Source organism: Gordonia malaquae NBRC 108250 (assembly GCF_000344135.1).
Classification (GTDB): domain Bacteria; phylum Actinomycetota; class Actinomycetes; order Mycobacteriales; family Mycobacteriaceae; genus Gordonia; species Gordonia malaquae.
In genome coordinates this window covers 46,383-65,369 of the sequence record NZ_BAOP01000020.1, presented here as the reverse complement: position 1 = coordinate 65,369, position 18,987 = coordinate 46,383, and the positions used below count along the sequence as shown (strand labels likewise).

Annotated in this window: 15 protein-coding genes and 1 riboswitch; of the genes, 10 read left to right on the top strand and 5 right to left on the bottom strand. The window is 65.9% G+C overall.

The window, feature by feature from the left end; all coding sequences use genetic code 11:
• Window positions 1-2: 2 nt before the first annotated feature.
• Window positions 3-4,613, bottom strand: a complete 4,611-nt coding sequence (locus GM1_RS14170) for an ATP-dependent helicase (protein ID WP_444542571.1) — start codon at window positions 4,611-4,613, stop codon at window positions 3-5.
• A 5-nt stretch (window positions 4,614-4,618) separates the two neighbouring features.
• Window positions 4,619-4,759, top strand: a riboswitch (cobalamin riboswitch).
• Between the two features lie 40 nt (window positions 4,760-4,799).
• On the opposite strand from GM1_RS14170, the gene GM1_RS14165 reads away from it, so the two are divergent.
• The 3 genes from GM1_RS14165 to GM1_RS14155 are packed head-to-tail and all read left to right on the top strand — an operon-like array spanning window position 4,800 to window position 6,372.
• Window positions 4,800-5,021 (top strand): CbtB domain-containing protein, encoded by a 222-nt coding sequence (locus GM1_RS14165; RefSeq protein ID WP_008379858.1) that lies wholly within the window; start codon window positions 4,800-4,802, stop codon window positions 5,019-5,021.
• A gap of 26 nt (window positions 5,022-5,047) precedes the next feature.
• A complete protein-coding gene (locus GM1_RS14160) occupies window positions 5,048-5,857 on the top strand; it encodes a CbtA family protein (protein WP_040520194.1) in 810 nt (269 codons plus the stop codon).
• Window positions 5,857-6,372 (top strand): histidine phosphatase family protein, encoded by a 516-nt coding sequence (locus tag GM1_RS14155; RefSeq protein WP_008379855.1) that lies wholly within the window; start codon window positions 5,857-5,859, stop codon window positions 6,370-6,372. Before GM1_RS14160 ends, GM1_RS14155 begins: the two co-directional genes overlap by 1 nt.
• On the opposite strand, the gene GM1_RS14150 is transcribed toward GM1_RS14155, so the two are convergent.
• Both GM1_RS14150 and GM1_RS14145 read right to left on the bottom strand, forming a co-directional pair.
• Entirely contained in the window at window positions 6,336-7,097 is a 762-nt protein-coding gene (locus tag GM1_RS14150; protein ID WP_157436023.1) for an 8-oxoguanine DNA glycosylase OGG fold protein, read from the bottom strand. The two genes, GM1_RS14155 and GM1_RS14150, sit on opposite strands and share 37 nt — an antisense overlap.
• Window positions 7,098-7,135: 38 nt before the next feature.
• Complete coding sequence (locus tag GM1_RS14145) at window positions 7,136-8,383, bottom strand: serine hydrolase domain-containing protein (protein WP_008379851.1); 1,248 nt, start codon at window positions 8,381-8,383, stop codon at window positions 7,136-7,138.
• A 22-nt stretch (window positions 8,384-8,405) separates the two neighbouring features.
• Here GM1_RS14145 and GM1_RS14140 point away from each other — a divergent pair, with 22 nt between their 5' ends.
• The 6 genes from GM1_RS14140 (at window position 8,406) to GM1_RS14115 (ending at window position 14,408) form a co-directional block, all read left to right on the top strand.
• Window positions 8,406-9,629, top strand: coding sequence for an acyl-CoA dehydrogenase family protein (locus GM1_RS14140; RefSeq protein ID WP_008379850.1), 1,224 nt, complete (start codon window positions 8,406-8,408; stop codon window positions 9,627-9,629).
• A 124-nt stretch (window positions 9,630-9,753) separates the two neighbouring features.
• Window positions 9,754-10,686 carry a hypothetical protein gene (locus tag GM1_RS14135; RefSeq protein WP_157436021.1) on the top strand — a complete coding sequence of 311 codons (933 nt, stop codon included), beginning with the start codon at window positions 9,754-9,756 and terminating at the stop codon, window positions 10,684-10,686.
• An 83-nt stretch (window positions 10,687-10,769) separates the two neighbouring features.
• On the top strand, window positions 10,770-11,396 hold the full coding sequence (locus GM1_RS14130) for a hypothetical protein (RefSeq protein WP_040520192.1): 627 nt from the start codon (window positions 10,770-10,772) through the stop codon (window positions 11,394-11,396).
• A gap of 39 nt (window positions 11,397-11,435) precedes the next feature.
• On the top strand, window positions 11,436-12,104 hold the full coding sequence (locus GM1_RS14125) for a hypothetical protein (RefSeq protein ID WP_008379846.1): 669 nt from the start codon (window positions 11,436-11,438) through the stop codon (window positions 12,102-12,104).
• A gap of 21 nt (window positions 12,105-12,125) precedes the next feature.
• Window positions 12,126-13,367, top strand: coding sequence for an Ig-like domain-containing protein (locus tag GM1_RS14120; protein WP_008379844.1), 1,242 nt, complete (start codon window positions 12,126-12,128; stop codon window positions 13,365-13,367).
• Between the two features lie 12 nt (window positions 13,368-13,379).
• Window positions 13,380-14,408, top strand: a complete 1,029-nt coding sequence (locus GM1_RS14115) for an alpha/beta hydrolase (RefSeq protein ID WP_008379843.1) — start codon at window positions 13,380-13,382, stop codon at window positions 14,406-14,408.
• Window positions 14,409-14,643: 235 nt separating this feature from the next.
• On the opposite strand, the gene GM1_RS14110 is transcribed toward GM1_RS14115, so the two are convergent.
• Complete coding sequence (locus tag GM1_RS14110) at window positions 14,644-16,140, bottom strand: flavin-containing monooxygenase (protein WP_008379841.1); 1,497 nt, start codon at window positions 16,138-16,140, stop codon at window positions 14,644-14,646.
• 120 nt (window positions 16,141-16,260) lie between these two features.
• On the opposite strand from GM1_RS14110, the gene GM1_RS14105 reads away from it, so the two are divergent.
• Complete coding sequence (locus GM1_RS14105) at window positions 16,261-17,454, top strand: PucR family transcriptional regulator (protein ID WP_008379838.1); 1,194 nt, start codon at window positions 16,261-16,263, stop codon at window positions 17,452-17,454.
• Here GM1_RS14105 and putP read toward each other — a convergent pair.
• On the bottom strand, window positions 17,395-18,963 hold the full coding sequence (gene putP, locus GM1_RS14100; RefSeq protein ID WP_008379837.1) for a sodium/proline symporter PutP: 1,569 nt from the start codon (window positions 18,961-18,963) through the stop codon (window positions 17,395-17,397). The genes GM1_RS14105 and putP overlap by 60 nt on opposite strands.
• Window positions 18,964-18,987 lie beyond the last annotated feature (24 nt).

Here is an 18,987-nt window from a genome sequence, read left to right as displayed (position 1 = left end):
AATCAGCCCATCCTCGGGTCGTAGTTCATGCGGAGCCCACGTGGAGTCGACGAGAATCCGGCGTTCACCAGTTCACGGCCGAATGCAGTGGTCGACACCGGCGTCTGGTCGACTTGATCGACGTGGATGCGGGGGACACGGCCCGCGCGGACAGCGTCGGCGACCGCCACCGCTGCGGCCGCGAGGGCGTCGACGTTGTCGGTGAAGGTCAGGACGGTCTTCCCGCCACGCTCGATGAACACGGTCAATGCACCGGACACCAGGACGACAACGGCGCCGGCCTTGCGTCCGGGGCGGTGCCCGTCAGCCGACTCAGGCCAGTCGAGGGCGGCGCCGTACGGGTTCGCGGGGTCGGTCGCGGCGAGCAGGACTGCCTCCGCCTCCCGTTCGCGTGGCACCCGCAACTCGTCGCGGAGACGATCGACTGTCGCACCCGCCGCGAACTGGGCGCCGCCGAGCCCGTCGACGTAGTATCCGCGGCGAACTTGGCCGCCGTCCTCGAACACGGTGAGGGCTTTGTAGACCCGCGAGAATCCGCCGTCGACCTCGCTCACCGTGACTGATCCCTTGGTGACCACCCCGTACCGATCCAGAAGGATCTCGCAGGTCGCGGCCGCTTCAGCGGTCGAGTCGACGTCGGGTCGCTGCAGCACGGACCATCGGCCTTGCAGGAGCGGCGACGTGCGGCTCGGACCGTCCACACCTGCGAGGTAACGCGACGACAGGCGCGCCGTCCGCAGTCGAGGAGCGCGGCCGCGTGTGCGATGCGCGGGCGCGGACGCCGATCGGGCAGGTGTCAGTGCGGCGCGCACAACACTGAACGAGTCGTTGGTGAGACGTCCCGACCACACGAGGTCCCACACAGCGGCCGTCACCGACGCTTCGTCGGCGCCCGTCGCTTCGACCAGAGCTGAGGCGCGTAGGGCTCCGCCTCCGTCGAGGGAGGCCAATACCGATTCGTGAACGGTCGTGAGTTCGACATCGTCGGGCTCGCGCAGAGTCAGGGGAGCGGCATCGGCGAGGTGCAGCGCCACCCATCCGTCTGAACCGCTGATCGAACCGTGTCCCGACCAGCAGACCTCGCCCGAGGCGAGAAGCTCGTCGAGCATCGACGGCGCGTAGTCGATGACGCGTGCGGGCAGGACGAGCGTTTCCCAGGCGGACGCCGGAACGGGGTGGCCTGCGAGTTGCTCGACGACCTCCGCGACTCCGGCGACGCCCCGCAGTCGAGTCTGGGGCGCCACGTGCTGCCAGTCGAGGAGGAAACGCGCGTACACCTGGGTGGGAACGGGCTCGACGTCGGCGCGGCCCGCTGCGAGGGAGCCTCGCCGCAGTTGGCCGAGCACGTCGGAATGACACCACTGGGATCGGTGCGGCCCGTCGAGGGGCACGAACTCGCCTTCGACCACGGTGTGCCGCGCCGCGAGTGTCTCGAGTGCCGAGGCGACGACGGCAGGCGCCATGCCGAGAGCCGCGACCGCGTCGTCGGCCGTGAAGGGGCCATGCGTTCGAGCGAAACGATGAACGAGGTCGCCGATCGGGTCGGGCACTGCAGCGAGGAAGTCGGCGGGAACACCGAGGGGCAGCGGAACGCCCAGGCCGTCGCGGAGGCGAGCAGCGTCCTCGACCGCGGCATACAGGTCGACGCCGCGGTGCCGGATCGCGATCACGCGGCCGCTTGACAGGAGAACTGTCAGCGCGGCGTCGGAGTCGACATCGTCGAGGCACCGTGCGGCGATCTCCTCGGATGTGAGGGGACCCAGCCATCGCACCATGTCTCCGATGTCCTCCGCGTCGCGTGCCCGACGCTGCGGTGCGGTCCGTTGCAGACGCGCGACCACGTCGGCGATGACGTCTGGGTCGAGCAGTTCACGCAGATCGACGCGGCCGAGCAATTGGGCGAGGAGCGCGGTGTCGAGCGAGAGTGCGGTGGCTCGGCGCTCGGCGAGCGGCGCGTCGTCGTCGTACATGAACGCGCCGACGTAACCGAGGAGCATCGACGCCGCGAACGGGGACGGCGACGCCGTCTCGACCTCGGCGACCCGGACCTTGCGGGAAGAGATGCGGGTGAGCAGCGCGATCAGGGCAGGGAGGTCGTACACGTCGGCGAGGCATTCGCGGACCGTCTCCAAGATGATCGGGAAGTCAGGGAACTGCGACGCCACCGACAGCAGCTGTGCGCTCCGCTGACGCTGCTGCCACAGCGGAGCCCGTCGGCCGGGATCACGGCGGGGCAGCAGGAGCGCTCGCGCCGCGCACTCACGGAATCTCGACGCGAACATCGACGAGTCGGCGAGTGCCCTCGTCACCTGATCCTCGACAGTCGCGGGATCGACGGTGAACACCTCGGCGCCGGGCGGTGCATCGTCGGTGTCGGGGAGCCGGACGATGATCCCGTCGTCGGTCGCCGTGGTCGCGCCGTCCAGCCCGAGCCTCGCCGACAGCTGGGAGGCGATCGCAGACGCCCACGGCGCATGGACACGCAGCCCGTAGGGCGAGTGCAGGACCAGCCGCCAATCGCCGAGTTCGTCTCGAAAGCGTTCGACGATCAGCGTGCGGTCAGTGGGCAACGCCCCGGTGGCCTGCTTCTGTTCGGTGAGCAGTGCCGACAGGTTGTCGCGGGCACGCGCCGTCAGCCCTAGCCGGTCCGCTTGTGCCGACAGTTTGGCGTCGTCGGACACCTGTCCGACGAACTTGCCGATCGCCTCGCCGAGTTCGGCGGGACGGCCCTGCGCGTCGCCGATCCAGAACGGGAGTCGCCCCGGCTGGCCGAACGCCGGGGAGACGAGGACTCGGTCGTGGGTGATCTCCTCGATCCGCCAACTCGAGGCGCCGAGTGCGAACACGTCGCCGACCCGCGACTCGTAGACCATCTCCTCGTCGAGCTCGCCGACTCGGCGCAGCTGTCCGTTGTCGGACGAGCCGGTGAGGAACACCCCGAAGAGGCCGCGGTCGGGGATGGTTCCGCCGGAGGTGACGGCGAGGCGGAGGGTGCCCCGGCGGGCGGTGAGGACGCCGGTGGATCGGTCGTAGTCGACCCGTGAACGGAGTTCGGCGAACTCGTCTGACGGGTAGCGACCCGAGATGAGGTCGAGGACCGCGTCGAACACGTCGCGGGTGAGGCTCTTGTACGGCATCGCACGGCGGACGGTCGTGAACCAGTCGTCGACGCTCACGTCGCCCGCGGCGGTCGCGGCGATCGTCTGCTGCGCGAGGATGTCGAGCGGGTTCGTCGGCACCGCGAGCGACTCGATCTGTCCGCGGCCCATCCTGTCCACGGTGACCGTGCAGTGGATCAGGTCGGTCCGGTGCTTGGGGTACAGCACACCCTTGCTGATCTCGCCGACCTGGTGACCTGCGCGGCCGATGCGCTGCAGCCCGGACGCGACCGACGGCGGCGCCTCCACCTGGACCACCAGGTCGACAGCACCCATGTCGATGCCCAACTCCAGGGAGCTGGTCGCCACGACACAGCGGAGGCGGCCCGACTTGAGGTCGTCCTCGATGGCCGCACGTTGGTCCTTGCTGACCGAGCCGTGGTGTGCCCGAGCGAGTACCGGGGACGCGCCGCGGGTGGATCCAGACGTCGACACCATCGACGGCATACCGCCCGGGACCTGGGGGTTCGCCGCATCGAGATCCACCGGGTCGCCTGCTCTCGCCGCGGCGATCTCATTGAGGCGAGCAGTGAGTCGTTCGGCCAGGCGCCTGGAGTTCGCGAACACGATCGTCGACCGGTTGCGTTCGATCTCGTCGACGATCGACTCCTCGATGAACGGCCACAGCGACCCGGCGGTGGGGGAGAACGCATCGTCCAGACCGTCGAGGTCACCGGCCGACGGCGGTGCCGGGATGTTCGCCATGTCGTCGACGGGGACCTCGACGCGCAGGTCGAACGTCTTCGCGGCGGGCGGTTTGACGATTGTGCATGTTGCCGACCCGGACAGGAACTCGGCGACACGCTCCTCTGGGCGGACGGTGGCCGACAGCCCGATCCGCTGTGCGCGCGAGGAGAGCAGGTCGTCGAGTCGTTCCAACGACAATGCGAGGTGGGTACCGCGTTTGGTGGACGCGACGGCGTGCACTTCGTCGATGATCACCGTCTGCACCGACGTCAGCGTCTCGCGCGCCGATGAGGTCAACATCAGGTACAGCGACTCGGGTGTGGTGATCAAGATGTCTGGAGGCGTGCGTTGCAGGGCCCGTCGATCGGCAGTCGACGTGTCGCCGGACCGGACGCCGACCGTGACGTGCGGCGGCTCGACACCCATGCGTGCCGCGGTGTGCGCGATACCGGTCAGAGGTGCGGCGAGGTTGCGTTCGACGTCCACGCCGAGGGCCTTCAACGGCGAGATGTACAAGACGCTCACTCCCGATCGTGGAGATCCGGAGTTCTGTGTGAGGGAGTCGATGGCCCACAGGAACGCGGCGAGGGTCTTGCCGGAGCCGGTCGGTGCGATGACCAGCGTGTCATCGCCTTTCGAGATGGAGTCCCATGCTCCGAGCTGAACGGGCGTCGGCGCGGCGAAAGCACCGGTGAACCACTCTCGGGTCGCCGGCTGCATGCGCTGAAGAACTGCTGCGCGTGTGGCCACGACTCCATTGAATCCCATGCCACCGACAACTCCGCGTCCGAGGCGCGGTACGCTGCCGAAATCCCGGTGCGGGAATTCGGTGAGAATCCGAAACGGTCGCGCCACTGTGAGTCGGACCCGTGAGGGGCTGGCGAGTCAGATATCGCCCCGGGTGTGCATATCCATTGGGCGGACGCGAAATCCGCAGGACAGGAATAGATTCCCATGACCGTTTCATCGGCACAGACGGCACCGCGAGCTCTCGCGCTCCCGGACCTCTCCGCGGCTTCGGCGGCACTCACCCTCACCGCAACGGTGCTGGTCGCATCTCTCGCGTACTACTTCCTCGGCTACGACCAGGGCGCCGTCTCCGTCTTCGGCAGCGACACCCACGTCCACGAGTTCGTGCACGACGCGCGTCATTTCCTCGGCTTCCCCTGCCACTGATCAACGGACCGGGAGAACAAGAGAAAATGGAACGCACTTTCATCGGCGCCGGACTGCTCAGCGGTCTGGTCGCCGGAATCGTCAGCTTCATCTTTGCGCGGATCTTCATCGAACCGCGGGTAGCCGAGGCCATCGACTACGAGGACATTCGATCCCACGCGGAATCCGAACTCGCAGGCGGAGCGCACGACCACGGTCACGAACTGTTCAGTCGCTCCGTGCAGGAGAACATCGGAGCCGGAGTCGGCACGGTCGTCTTCGCGGTAGCGATCGGCGCGCTGTTCGCTGTCGCATTCACGGTGGCGTGGGCGATCATCGGCCGACGCAGGCCGGAGGCCGACCCGCGCACCCTCGCAGCGTCACTCGGTGGCGTCGCGTTCGTCGCAGTGATCGGGGTGCCCTTCTTCGTGTATCCCCCCAACCCGCCTGCGGTCGGCGAGGAGGACACCATCGGCGCCAGATCCGGTGCGTACTTGACGCTGACACTGGTCTCGATCGTTCTCGCGGTCGCCGCGGTCGTGCTCGCGATCTGGCTGTCAGATCGGATCGGAGGACTGTGGGCCGGTGCGTCGGCGGCGGTCGCCTATCTGGTCGGCGTCACGATCACCAGCGCTCTGCTCCCGAGTTTCCACGAGGTTCCCGGACCCGTCATGGACGGGGATCGTATCGTCGCGCCCGGCTTCCCCGGCCAAGTGATCGCGGACTATCGCGTGTACGCCATCGCCAACCAGGTTCTGCTCTGGGCGGTGCTGACAGTGGTGTTCGTGGGTCTCATCGGGCTGATGATGCGCCGCACGGCCGCCTCCGCGCAGCGTTTGGAGTCAGTGCAGGCCTGATGCCGCTCACCGTGATCGTCGCCGGCCGGACCGCACCCAACCGTGCGGTCCGGTTCGGCGGTGAGCACGACCCACTCGACGATCGAGGCCGCTGTGACATCGAGCGCCTCGACGTGGCCGTTCCCACGACGGTACGGGTGGGTCCGGAGGCGTCGGTCCGCGAGACCGCCCGGATGCTCGGCATCGATGTCGAGCCGGACCGCTCATTGGCGACCGTCGACATCGCACGCTGGTCCGGCCTGGAACCGACGAACGTCCCGACCGACGAACTCGAGGCCTGGTTCACCGACCCCGACTCCCGTCCTCATGGCGGCGAGACGATCACCGAGTTCGTCAGCCGAATCGTCGCCGCGACGCAGGGATTCGACGGGTTGGTCGTGGTGGCGTCGCCCGTCGCGCAGGCGCTTGTGGCGCGCTCGCCCCGTGAGTACTTCACGGTCTCGATCCGGCCGGGATCGGTGCTCACCCCACCAACGCCTCACCACAGCGACGGCTCGCCCCGCAGCGTCGGCTGACCGAGACGCCGCTGCCAGTCGCGGTTGAGCCACAGTTCCACGATCTCCGGTTTTGTACCGGCCTGACCGGCCCAGCGGTGAATCAGGTTCGAGTATCTCGCGTACGTTCGCACCGAGAACTGGGATGCTCCCGCGCCGACCATCCAGCCGTAGCGGACCAGGCTCGCCGCCGAGTAGGTGTCGAGCAACTGTGGGCGGTCCGGGCCCGGACCGTGGATCGCCCATCCGTACAGAGACATCAGCGCGTGGCCTACACCCGGTGCGACAGGCCAACCCGACCAGTTGCGGAATGCGCCCGTCTCGACGAGCGTCGGGACTCGCTCACAGGCGTCGAGCGCTCGGGCGATCATGTCGAACGGACGTGACGTGTCGTGTGGATCGCGGACGTCGGGGAACCGCCGGAGGCCTCCGCGACCGTCGTGCGACCGAAGCCACGCAGCGCACAGGTACAGACGGTTGAGTGTCGGTTCGGGACCGAGATCGAGACGGGTGCTCGTGGCCTCGAGGTCTCCGCGCCGGATGTGTCCGACGCCGGACTCGATCTGTGCGCCGTCGGCATCGGTCGCGTACACGCGGGCGGGGATGCGGAGCCTCGCCAGTCGATTGTTCCATTGGTCGAGATCAACCGTCGTGTAGTCGTCCAACACAGCTTCCGCATACGGCTGGTGATGAGACCAGAGGACGCAGTCCTTCGGCACCACCAGCATCTCGTCACCTCGATTCATGCCGCGAGCATCGCACACACGTACGACAATTCCTGTCCTCAGCCAGCGGGGAAGGACGCGGCGATCGTGTTGATCAGGGCACGGTAGTGGCCGCCGTCGTCGGAGAGCGTCTTGCCGCTGCTGATGACGGCGACGGCCAGTTCGCGTTGCGGGTCGGCCCACATCGCGACGTGCGTGAGGCCGGTGTGCCCGAACGCTTCGGGTGCGCGACGGCCGAACGGGCCGAAGTAGTGCGACCCGAGCATGAACCCCGTGCCCCACCGCAGTGGCGAACCGGATGTCGCAACGTCGGGCCGCAGGACCCTTCGTTGCCGGCGGGCGCGAGCCACGGTCTCCGGCCGCAGCACGCCTTCTCCGCCGCGCAGCAGCATCTCGGCGAATCGGGAGAGCTCCCGCGCTGTTGACACGCCATTCGACGACGGAACGGCGCTGGTCAGAAAATCGGGGGAATTGGATGCCGTGATGGTGGCGGCCAAGGTGTGTCCGGTGGACAGCACGAACGCCGTGTCGATCGGCACCCGAACGCGGGGGCCGGTCACATGGCTGTGCGCCACCTCGACGAGTTCGTCGGCATGTACTCCGAAGTTGGTCCACCGCAGTCCGAGTGGGCCGGTCACCTCGTCGGCCACATAGTCGCGGATGCCGCGGCCCGCGGCGGCCTCGACGATCTCGCGGACCAGCGGGCCCCAAGTCAACGCGTGGTAGATGTGCAGCATCCCGGGTGGATGGACGGCCCAGAGGCGATTCAGGCTCCGCCGCACGTAGTCGCGATCATCCGCGCGCAGGGGGTCGTCCAGCCCGGCGAAGGCGAACGGCACGCCCGCGCGGTGTGTCAGGACGTGATCAACCGTCGTCGACGACTTGCCCCGCGTCCCGTACCCGGGGATCAGGTCGGCGACGCGGTCGTCGAGCCGCAGCAGGCCCTGGTCGATCAGCCGCCATACCGCCACGGCTGCGATCACCTTCGACGCCGAGTACAAGCAGAACGGTGTCGATCCCGTGACCTGCTCGAGGGGAGTGCGACCGTGCCCGATCGCACGATCGAGCACTATGCGTCCGCGGTGTCGGACGCATATCTGCACAGCGGGCTGTGTGCCGACGGCGTACCAGTGGCGCGCAGCGTCCCAGATGCGTGTCGCCCCATCGGGATCGTCCGAGGGGGACTCGTCGCCCATCCACGTTCGAGCGTCGAGAGCGTCCGGTGTCAGGGAGTCGGGACGATGAATGCGGCCGTAGGGTGTGGCGTCCACGGTCGGGGCGCTAGGGTCATGATCGAAGTAGAACACGTTTCAATTCCTTGGAGGTTCCATGTTCGAGTGGTCCGACGAAGACCGGATGGTGCAAGACGCCGTCCGAGGGTTCATCGACAAAGAAGTGCGTCCGTACGTCGACGATCTCGAGAGCGGGAAACTCCCGCCGTACGACATCATCCGCAAGCTCCTGTCGACTTTCGGCATGGATTCGATGAACGCCGAGAATCTGGAGAAAGAACTCGCGGCGCAGGAAGCCGGTGAGGCCAAGCCTGCAGGCGGCGGCTCCAGCACGCTCGCCAATTCGATGTTCCTGATCCTCAACATGGAGATGGCCGGAGTGTCCCTCGGCACCATCGCGTCGATGGGCGTGTCGATGGGCCTGACGGTGTCGACCATCCGGAGCCGCGGAACGCTCGCCCAGAAGAAGCGTTGGCTGCCCGAGCTGGTCACGATGGAGAAGGTCGGCGCCTGGGCCATCACCGAACCCGACAGCGGGTCGGATGCGCTCGGCGGCATGAAGACCACTGTCCGCAGAGACGGCGACGACTACATCCTCAAAGGCAACAAGACCTTCATCACCAACGGTCCGTACGCGGACACGATCGTCGTCTTCGCCAAGCTCGACGAGGGCGACGGCACGCCGATGCGTGACCGCAAGGTACTGACATTTGTGCTCGACGCCGGAATGGAAGGCCTCACGCTCGGCAAGCCCTTCAAGAAGATGGGCATGATGAGCTCGCCCACCGGCGAGCTGTTCTTCGACGACGTGCGTGTGTCGCGCGACCGTTTGCTGGGCGAAACCGAGGAGACCGGCGACCGCAGTGGCGGCGACAATGCCAAGGCGGGCTTCACCGCCGAGCGGATCGGCATCGCCGCTCTCTCGCTGGGCATCATCAACGAGGCTCAGCGTCTGTCGATCGACTACGCCCGGACCCGCACCCTCTGGGGTCAGGAGATCGCCAAGTTCCAGTTGATCCAGCTCAAGCTCGCCGAGATGGAAGTGGCGCGCCTGAATGTCCAGAACATGCTGTTCGTCGCTATTGAGGCTGCTCAAGCGGGTAAGCCGCCGACTCTCGCGCAGGCGTCTGCGATGAAGCTGTACTCCTCGCGCGCGGCGACAGAAGTTGCCATGGAAGCGGTTCAGCTGTTCGGAGGAAACGGGTACATGGCTGAGTATCGAGTGGAGCAACTCGCCCGCGATGCAAAGTCGCTGATGATCTATGCAGGATCGAACGAGATTCAGGTCACCCATGTAGCCAAGGGATTGCTCCAGCGCTGATCGGGGTCGCGCAAAATCGTGCCAGCTTCCCGATCTGAATGACGGAATTCACGTTCGTGACCGTACGGTGACATGAATCTCTCGTTCGATCGATCAACAGGAGCTCGTGCACGTGAACCTCCCCGTGACCTCTCTCGCACGCCGGACGGCCGCTGCGGTGCTGACCACCGCAGCGGCCGCCGCGCTCGTCGTGACGGGCGCCCCCGGCATCAGCGCCGCCGACGTGGTCGGACCGATCAACGGCGAGTCTGACGCGGCGTCGTTCCAGCGTTCGGTGAGCGGCCCGTCACTCGTCGGTGGCACAGTCGCCCGCGGCGACGTGGTCACCATCACGAACAAATTGAGCCGCAAGATGGCATGGCTCGTCTACTCCATCAAGGACACGCATCCGACGTGCTTCGAAGCAGTGCCGAACACCTCCACGTGGAAGGTGAACGGCAAGACCTACACCAATGATCCCGAGGGCGAGGGGACGAAGGCGCCCGGCGAGTTCTCCTCGGGTGCGGGATGGGCGATGATCGACGCCCCCGGCGCGAACTCCTGGCAGGCCGACCCGCTGATCTGGACGCAGGACTACCTCGTCGGCAGCAGCTGCGAACTCGGCCCGCTCAATTCCGGCGGTCTCGAATGGAGCACCACCTGGGCGTTCGAGAGCGGAAACACCCGACCGTTCGTCGGTCCCATGCTGAATGTCGTCGCGGGCCGTCCCTCGATCACGATCAACCCCACGGACGCCCTCGCTGCGAACGATGTGTTCCTGACGGTCAGTCACCCCGAAGGCGTTCCCGGTGCGCCGGTCGTCCTCACCATCGACGGCAAGACCGTCGACGGGTGCGGAAACCTCAAACTCGACGGCAATCGCCGCGTCACCTGCACGTGGGTGCCGAAGAAGAAGGGCGACTACACCGTCAAGGCTGTTGTCGGCACGGACTCCCCGGTCACCATCACCCAGAAAGTCCACATCAACGACAGCCCGGCAGGCAGTCTCGGTGCTTTGCCCGGGCTCGACTCGGGAAGTCTCTACACCGGAAGCCTCGGCGGTTTGAGCGGATCCTAAGTCACCGTTCACGTCGCACTGACCATCCCCGTTCCTGCGCTCCCTCCCAGCGCGCCCCGATTCACAGAAACACAGGTTGACGCATGTCCATGAAGAGAACCGCCGCGCTTGTCGTCGGCGCGAGCGCTGTCGCGCTCTCGAGCATCGTCGCAGTGCCCGGCACCGCCGGCGCCGCGATCGACACCATGACCTACTGGGAGGACGGAAACTCCCGCTTCGAACAGACGGTCAGCAACGACAACCCCAAGGTCGGCGAGACGTTCACGGTGACTACGTCGTTCCAGCGCAAGTGGGCCGATGAGTACATCTACAACGTGAAGGAACTCGTTGGTTCGTGCATCGAGTCCGTGCCGGGGACCACGACGTGGGCGGGCAAGCTGGTGACGTCCAAGGTCACCACCTCGGAACCGGGAGCGGACGAATCATGGATGCGTGTCGAAGCGCCCAGCATCACCGCCTGGAAGGTCACGGGTCTCGGCAGTGGGTGGGGCGCCAAGGTGAAGCTCACGACGGACTTCCGCGTCACCAACGCGTGTAAGGCCGGCGACGTCCTGTCGACCACGATGCACTACGGCGGCTCTCTCGGCAGCGGTACGTACAAGGAGAAGGGTCCGGTCATCACGATCGCAGAAGGCACGGTCGAGGAGCCGACGGAGCCTGGAGGCAGCAACGGCAGCCTCGACATCGGCAGCCTGTTCGGCTCCTCCTAGTCATTCATCGACGACAACTTCCTCAGGAGAAAACACCTCATGACTACAAGCATGTTCGGACGGATCGTGGCGGGACTCAGCGCCTGCGCGATCGCCGCGACCGGCGTTGCACTGTCAAGCGGATCGGCCTCGGCAGACGAGGGCCTCACCTACTGGGAGGACGGAAACTCTCGATTCAACCAGCTGGTCAGCGACACCACGCCCGAGATCGGCGACACGATCACCATCACCACACAGTTCCAGCGCAAGTGGGCCGACGAGTACATCTACAGCGTCAAAGAACTCGTTCCGGCCTGCCTCCGATACATCGAGGGCAGCGCAGGCTGGGGAGGATCACCGTCTCCTGCCGACAAAGTCGAGATCAGCTCGGGAACCCCCGCAGACCCGCAGGCATACGTCAAAGTGAACGCGCCGAGCATCACGTCGTGGGTCGTCAAGGGCCTCGGCTCAGGCTTCGGAGGCAAGAAATCGGTCTCGATGCAGTTCTACGTGCGCGAATCTTGTGGAACTGGTGTCGCGATGCCGACATCGATGCACTACGGAGGGTCCCTCGGTTCGGGCACGTACGAGGACAAGGGACCGACGATCACCGTCGCGAAGCCTCCGGTCACCGAAGAGCCGACCGGAACAACCACTCCGACAACCACGAATCCAAACAGCGGAAACGGCAGCCTCGACACGGGCAGCCTCGGCAGCCTGTTCGGCTGAGACACGGAAGAGACAGCAGACATGACTAGATCATTGGGCCGCGTCGCAGCGGCGACCGGAACCGGACTGTTGGTCGTCGCAGGCCTTATCGCGTCGACTCCCGGTGTCGCAGCGGCGGCACCCGCGACCATTGAATGGTCCGACGGCAACACGGCCTTCTCGCGCACCGTGAGCGATGTGAATCCCGCCATCGGTGACACGATCACCGTGTCGACCACATTCCAGCGCAAGTGGTCGTTCGAGGACGTGTATAACTTCAAGGACCTCGAAGACGGTTGTCTGGACTACGTTCAGGGCAGTGCGAAGTGGGAGGATTCAGCCACCACGAACGTGCAGGTGTCCACCGCGGCAGCTGGTCAGCTCGGCTTCGTCCGTCTCGAATCGCCTAATTTGACCTCGTGGCGCGTTCCGGGAGTCGGTGCGGGATGGGGGGCGAAGCGGACTATCTCGCTCAAGTACAAGGTGGGCGAGAACTGCCCGACCGGAGTGAACCTCGCTGTCGGCACCATGCACTACGGCGGTTCACTCGGCAGCGGGACGTACCAGGACAAGGGGCCGAACATCAAGGTCCAGACCCCGCCGCAGAAGGACGCCACCACCACAGCTGTCTCGGTGAGCCCTGCTCCGAAGGTCGGTGACCCGTCAACGGTCACCGCGAAGATCACGAGCACCGCGACGGTCGCAGACGGCACTGTCGAGTTCTTCAACCACAACGTGTCGCTCGGCACCGCGAACGTCGTCGCAGGCAAGGCGACGGTCTCCTGGACCCCGTCCAACGAGGGCGCCTACTCGCTGAAGGCCGTGTACTCCGGCACCGCGACCCTCGCAGGGTCGTCGTCGTCCATCGGTGGAACCGTCTCGCCCAAGGACCCCGATCCGGAGCCCGGCGCCCCGATCGTCACTCTCAGTGCCGCTCCGAAGGTCGGCGACGCCGTCACGGTGACAGTTGAGTCGGATGCCGCTGTCGGTGCGAGCGTTGCCCTGACCGCGAACGGCACTGCGATCTGCCAGAACCTGACGCTCGGCGCCGATCACAAGGCGACCTGCCAGTGGACCCCGTCCGCACCGGGTGCAGTGGCATTGAAGGCGACCATCGGTGCGCAGTCGACCACGAAGAACGTCACGGTCACCGCCAAGGATGTTCCGGTGGATCCGACCGACACCACCGACCCCACCACGCCGACCACGACGAAGCCCACGACGACCGCCCCCGGCGGCAACGGCAGCTCGGCAGGCAGCCTGTCGGACATCTTCGGCTCCTAAGAAAGACACACCATGAAGTTCACGAGAACCGCACGATGCCTGATCACGGCCGCTGTGGCCGCCGCGGTGGGAACCACCGCACCGGCCGCGATCGCACAGGCCGACCCGTCGTCAGGCGAGTCACACGTGGTCAGCTCGGTTCCGGTCGCCTACCACAACGGCGACCTGGACAAGCCGTCCCGCCTGCTCGTCACCGTCTACTCGGCGTCGATGCAGAAGGACATCCCGCTCGACGTCCTCGTCCCGGCGAACTCCACGCCTGCACCGGTGTTCTACCTGCTCAACGGTGCGGGCGGCGGAGAGGACTCGGCGAGCTGGGCCAACCGCACCGACTACACGGGCTTCTTCGCGAACAAGCACGTGAACGTGGTGACACCGCTCAAGGGCGCGTTCTCGTACTACACCGACTGGCAGAAGGCCGACCCGAAGCTCGGCGTTCAGAAGTGGGAGACGTTCCTGACCAAGGAACTCCCGCCCGTTCTGAATGATGAGCTCAAGACCACCGGCAAGAACGCCATCGCGGGCATCTCGATGGCGGGCACCTCGGTGCTCAACCTCGCGATCGCCGCGCCTGGTCTGTACACGACGGCGGCGTCGTACAGCGGTTGCGCACGGACGAGTGACCCGGCGGGGCAGCAGTACATCCGGACCGTCGTCGAGAGCCGTGGCGGTGCCGACACCACGAACATGTGGGGTCCGTACAAGGGCGCAGGTTGGAAGGCCAACGACCCGTACATCAACGCGGCGAAGCTGCGCGGCACCAAGGTGTATCTGTCGTCCAACAGCGGCCTTCCGGGCCAGGACGAGTCGGTCGAGGCGGGCAGCACCGCGACGGACAGCGTCAATCTCGCCGATCGCGTGATCCTGGGTGGCGGCATCGAAGCGGTGACCAACGTCTGCACTCAGCAGATGGCGCAGCGTCTCGCCCAGCTCAAGATCCCCGCGACCATCAAGCTGCGTCCCACCGGCACTCACTCGTGGGGCTACTGGGAGCGCGAACTGCACTACTCCTGGCCGCAGATCTCCTCCTCGCTGTACTGATCGCATAGCGACGACAAAGGCGGTGCACCTTCACGGGTGCACCGCCTTTGTTCTAGTGTCGCGTGTTGAAAGTTCCTTAATGGTTGGCGGCACCCCGCTGCACACCTGGCAGCGTTGTCGTCGGTCGCGATACCTGCCGGTATCCCTCCCTCCTCCGCCTTGCCAGCTGCACAGCGGAGCACCGCCAACCGTCTAGGAACTTTCAACACACGACACTAGTTCGTACCGAGTCGGATCAGACGCCTGCGGCGACCGGAGCCTTGCGGTAGTCGAGGAACTCGTCGACGATCTCGCCCTTGCGGAGCTGCTTCACGTCGGAGGAGACCGCCATCGTCATCGTCCACGGGCTCTGCGTTCCCTGCTTGGGAAGACGATCGAGCGCACGCTTCACATAACCTGCTCCGAAGTCGAGGAGCGGGCGCTTCTCCAGGCCCTCGGGCTCAACTGCGCGGACCGACGTGTATCCGTTGGCGTCCTGGTAGGTCAGAACGCGGCAGAAGTACTCGCACAGCAGCCCGATCTTGAGGGTCCACGACGAGTTGGTGTAGCCGATCGCCATGGCGAAGTTCGGGAGACCCGACAGCATCATGCCGCGGTACGCGGTTGTCTGCGACAGATCGACGGCCTCTCCGTCCAGGCTCACTTCCATGCCGCCGAACAACTGCAGGTTGAGGCCGGTGGCGGTGACGATGATGTCGGCTTCGAGTTCTCGGCCGTCCTCCAGGCGGATGCCCTTCTCGGTGAAAGTCGCGATCCGACCGGTCTCGATCGACGCACTGCCCTTCTTGATCGCCTTGAACAGGTCACCGTCGGGCACCACGCAGAGCCGCTGGTCCCACGGGTTGTACGGCGGGTTGAAGTGGGTGTCGATGTCGAAATCGCGGGGCAGAAGCGCCTTGTTGGTGGCTCGGATGATCGCGCGTGCAGGCCGCGGGTACCGCTGGCAGAGGTTGTAGACAACCTTCTGCTGCACGATGTTCTTCTGCCGGCTCAATGCGTAGCCGCGGTCTGCGCCGAGGACCTTCTTGAGAGCGTTCGAGACCGCGTCCTCGCGGGGCAACGGGATCACGTACGTGGGTGTGCGCTGCAGCATCGTGACGTGCGCGGCGTCGGCCTGCATGGACGGAACCAGAGTCACCGCGGTGGCGCCGGACCCGATCACGATGACCTTCTTGCCCTTGTAATCCAGGTCTTCGGGCCAATGCTGCGGGTGGATGATCTGACCGGCGAACTTCTCGCTGCCCGGGAACTCGGGGGTGAAGCCCTCGTCGTAATTGTAGTAGCCGGTGCCTGCGAACACCCACCGGGCCTGGACGTTGAACGTGTCGTCGTCGGTCGAGTCGTTGCGACGAACGGTCACGTTCCACAGCTGATCGGCCTCGGACCAGTTCATGGCGATGGCACGACGGTTGAACACGATCGCGTCGTCGAGGTGGTCGTCGGCGATCGCCTCGCGCAGGTAGTCGAGGATGCGAGGCGCATCGGCGATCGACTGCGGATCCTGCCACGGCTTGAACTCGTACCCGAAGGTGTTGAGGTCGGAGTCGGAGCGGATGCCGGGGTAGCGGAACAGGTCCCACGTGCCGCCGACCGCGTCGCGCGACTCGAGCATCGCGAACGACTTCGACGGATGCTCGGTGCGCAGGTAGTGGCCGGCGCCGATGCCGGAGATGCCTGCGCCGAGCACGAGCACGTCGAGCGGTGCGTCGGTGAGGATGGAGTCAGTGGGCATGTGCCTGGTCCGTTCGGTTGTGACTACTGGGCGTTGTTAACAATGATCGTTGTAATCCTGAATTGTTGCAAGTGGTGATCTAGACCAGGAATCGACCGTGCCTGGTGCATAATCGACCACGTGGGTGTCTCCCCTGAAGTCGCAGCTCTGATCCGCGCCGGTGTGCAGGTGGTGCTGGAAGCCCCACCGGACTGGCTCGCTCAGGTCGATACAGCAGTGGTCGGTGGTGCGGGAATGGACGTGATAGCCGACGATCCCGCGTTGCTCGAAGTGGCCCTGCGCATCAATGAGGGAAACCTCCGCCATTGGGCGACGGCCAACTCCGCTGAGCCCGGAGCGCGGGTGCCGGTGAACGTCACCGATGAGACCGAGACGTACATCCGTGACCTCGCTCGTCGTGGGTTGGACGCGGGCGCACTGGACTCGTTCCGGACGGCGCAGAACGTCGCGTGGCGGCTCTGGATGGAGATCTGTTTTGTCCTCACCGAGGATCCCGCGGAACTCCGCGAACTGTTGCAGGTCACCTCGGAATCCATTGCGGTGTTCGTCGACGACACCGTCCAGCAGTTGGCCGAACTGATCGACGCTGCACGGGCTGAACTCGCCGGTGACACTCACGCCCAGCGGCGGGTGGCCGTTGCACTCGTTCTCGAAGGCGCTCCGATCAGCCGCGAACGCGCCGAAACGCAACTCCGCTATCGCCTCGACGGTCCGCACACGGCACTCGTCCTCACCGGAGATCCAGGCACTGCGCCCGACGAACTGGAGGCTGCCTGCGATTCGATCATGGAGGCGAGCGGCGTGAGCCGACGCCTCACCGTCGTGTCCGGGGCGTCGGAACTATGGGTGTGGCTGCCGACGAGCGACCTGCGGATGGGCGCCGCCGTCACCGGTCATCCGGGCGTGCGAGTGGCGATAGGGTCCACGGGTATCGATCTCGACGGGTTCCGGCGCAGTCATTTCGAGGCGTTGTCGGTGAGGCGGGTGATCGCGCGTGTCGGTTCGTCCCGCCGCGTCGCGCACTACGACGACTTGCGGATCGTGGCTCTCCTCGGCGACGACCAGTCGGCCGCTGACGAGTTCATCACCAACACCCTCGGCGACTTGGCGAATGCAGACGACCACGTCCTGACGTGTGTCAGGACGTGGTTCGCGTCTGGATGCAATGCGGCGGAAGCGGCGGCGCGGCTGTACACGCACCGCAACACGGTGGTGCGACGGCTCGCGCGCGCCGACGCGCTCCTGCCCGCGCCGCTAAGCGCTAACGCCCTTCATATCGCTGTCGCCCTTGAACTCCTCGAATGGCGCACGTGAGGCGGCAAGCGCTTTCGCGGCGTCGAACTCGGCGTCGATCTCAGGGTTGGGCTTGTACGTGATCAGGCTGACCACGATGGCGGCGATGAAGCTCGCGATCACGCCGGGAATGATCTCGTAGACGTCCGCGCTGGCGAGCTTGTCCCAGGCGTAGGCGACGACTGCACCGACGACGATGCCGGCGAGGGCTCCCCACGTGGTGAGGCGACGCCAGTACAGGGACAGGACGATGGCCGGTCCGAACGCCGAGCCGAAGCCCGCCCAGGCGAATGCGACCAGATCGAGGATGCTGTTGGACGGCGACAGCGCGAGGAGTGCGGCGATCACCGCGATTCCGAGCACACCGAGTCGGCCGAGGCGCACGTACGTCATGTCGCTGAGGCCTGTCCCACGACCGGTCTTCTCGGAGACGAGCTTGTACAGGTCTTCCACCAGTGCCGACGAACAGACGATCAGCTGCGACGAGATCGTCGACATGATGGCAGCCAGGACCGCAGCCAGAACCAGGCCCGCGATGAACGGGTGGAACAGGATCTGGGAGAGTGCGAGGAACACCGTTTCGGCGTCGGCGGGCTTGTCGGCCGGGTGTTTCGCAAAGTACGCGATGCCGACGAGCGCCGTTCCGACCGCTCCGAGTGCACACGCGAACATCCAGGCGATACCGATCCGTCGTGCCGTGCCGGCCTCGCCGGGCGTGCGCAGGGCCATGAATCGGACGATGATGTGCGGCTGACCGAAGTAGCCGAGGCCCCAGGCCGCCGCAGAGATGATGGCGATGGCGGAGCTGCCTGCGAAGAAGCTGAGATGATCGGCATCGACCGAGCGGACGCCGTCGACCGTCGCTCCGACGCCGCCGAGGTTGATGATGCCGATGATCGGGACTGCGAGCAGTGCGATGACGACGAGGACGCCCTGCGCAACGTCGGTGAGCGACGCTCCGAGGAATCCGCCGAACAACGTGTACAGCATGGTGATACCCGCGACGATGAGCATGCCGACCGTGTAGTTGACGCCGAACGCGCTGTCGAAGAACTTGCCGGAGGCGACCATCCCGCTCGACACGTAGAACGTGAAGAACACCAGAATGATCACGCCGCAGGTGATGCGCAGGATTCGGGAGTTGTCACGAAGGCGGGTCTCGAAGAAGCTCGGGATGGTGATCGCGTCGCCCGCGACTTCGGTGTATGCGCGCAGACGCGGAGCAGTGAGTCGCCAGTTGGCCCACGCGCCGACCAGCAGGCCGATCATGATCCATGCTTCCGACAGGCCGGAGAGGTACATCGCGCCCGGCAGGCCCATGAGCAGCCACCCCGACATGTCGGAGGCGCCGGCCGAGAGGGCCGCGATCCACGGCTTGAGGCCGCGGTCGGCGAGCATGTAGCCGTCGAGGTCGTTCTTGGTCTTCGTGTACGCGTAGTAGCCGATGCCCAGCATGGCTGCGAAGTACAGGATGACGGCGACGTACTGGAACGTCTTGTCGCCGCTCGCTATGGATGACGCTAGGGACATCAGGCTTGCCTCTCGGGGGGTCTG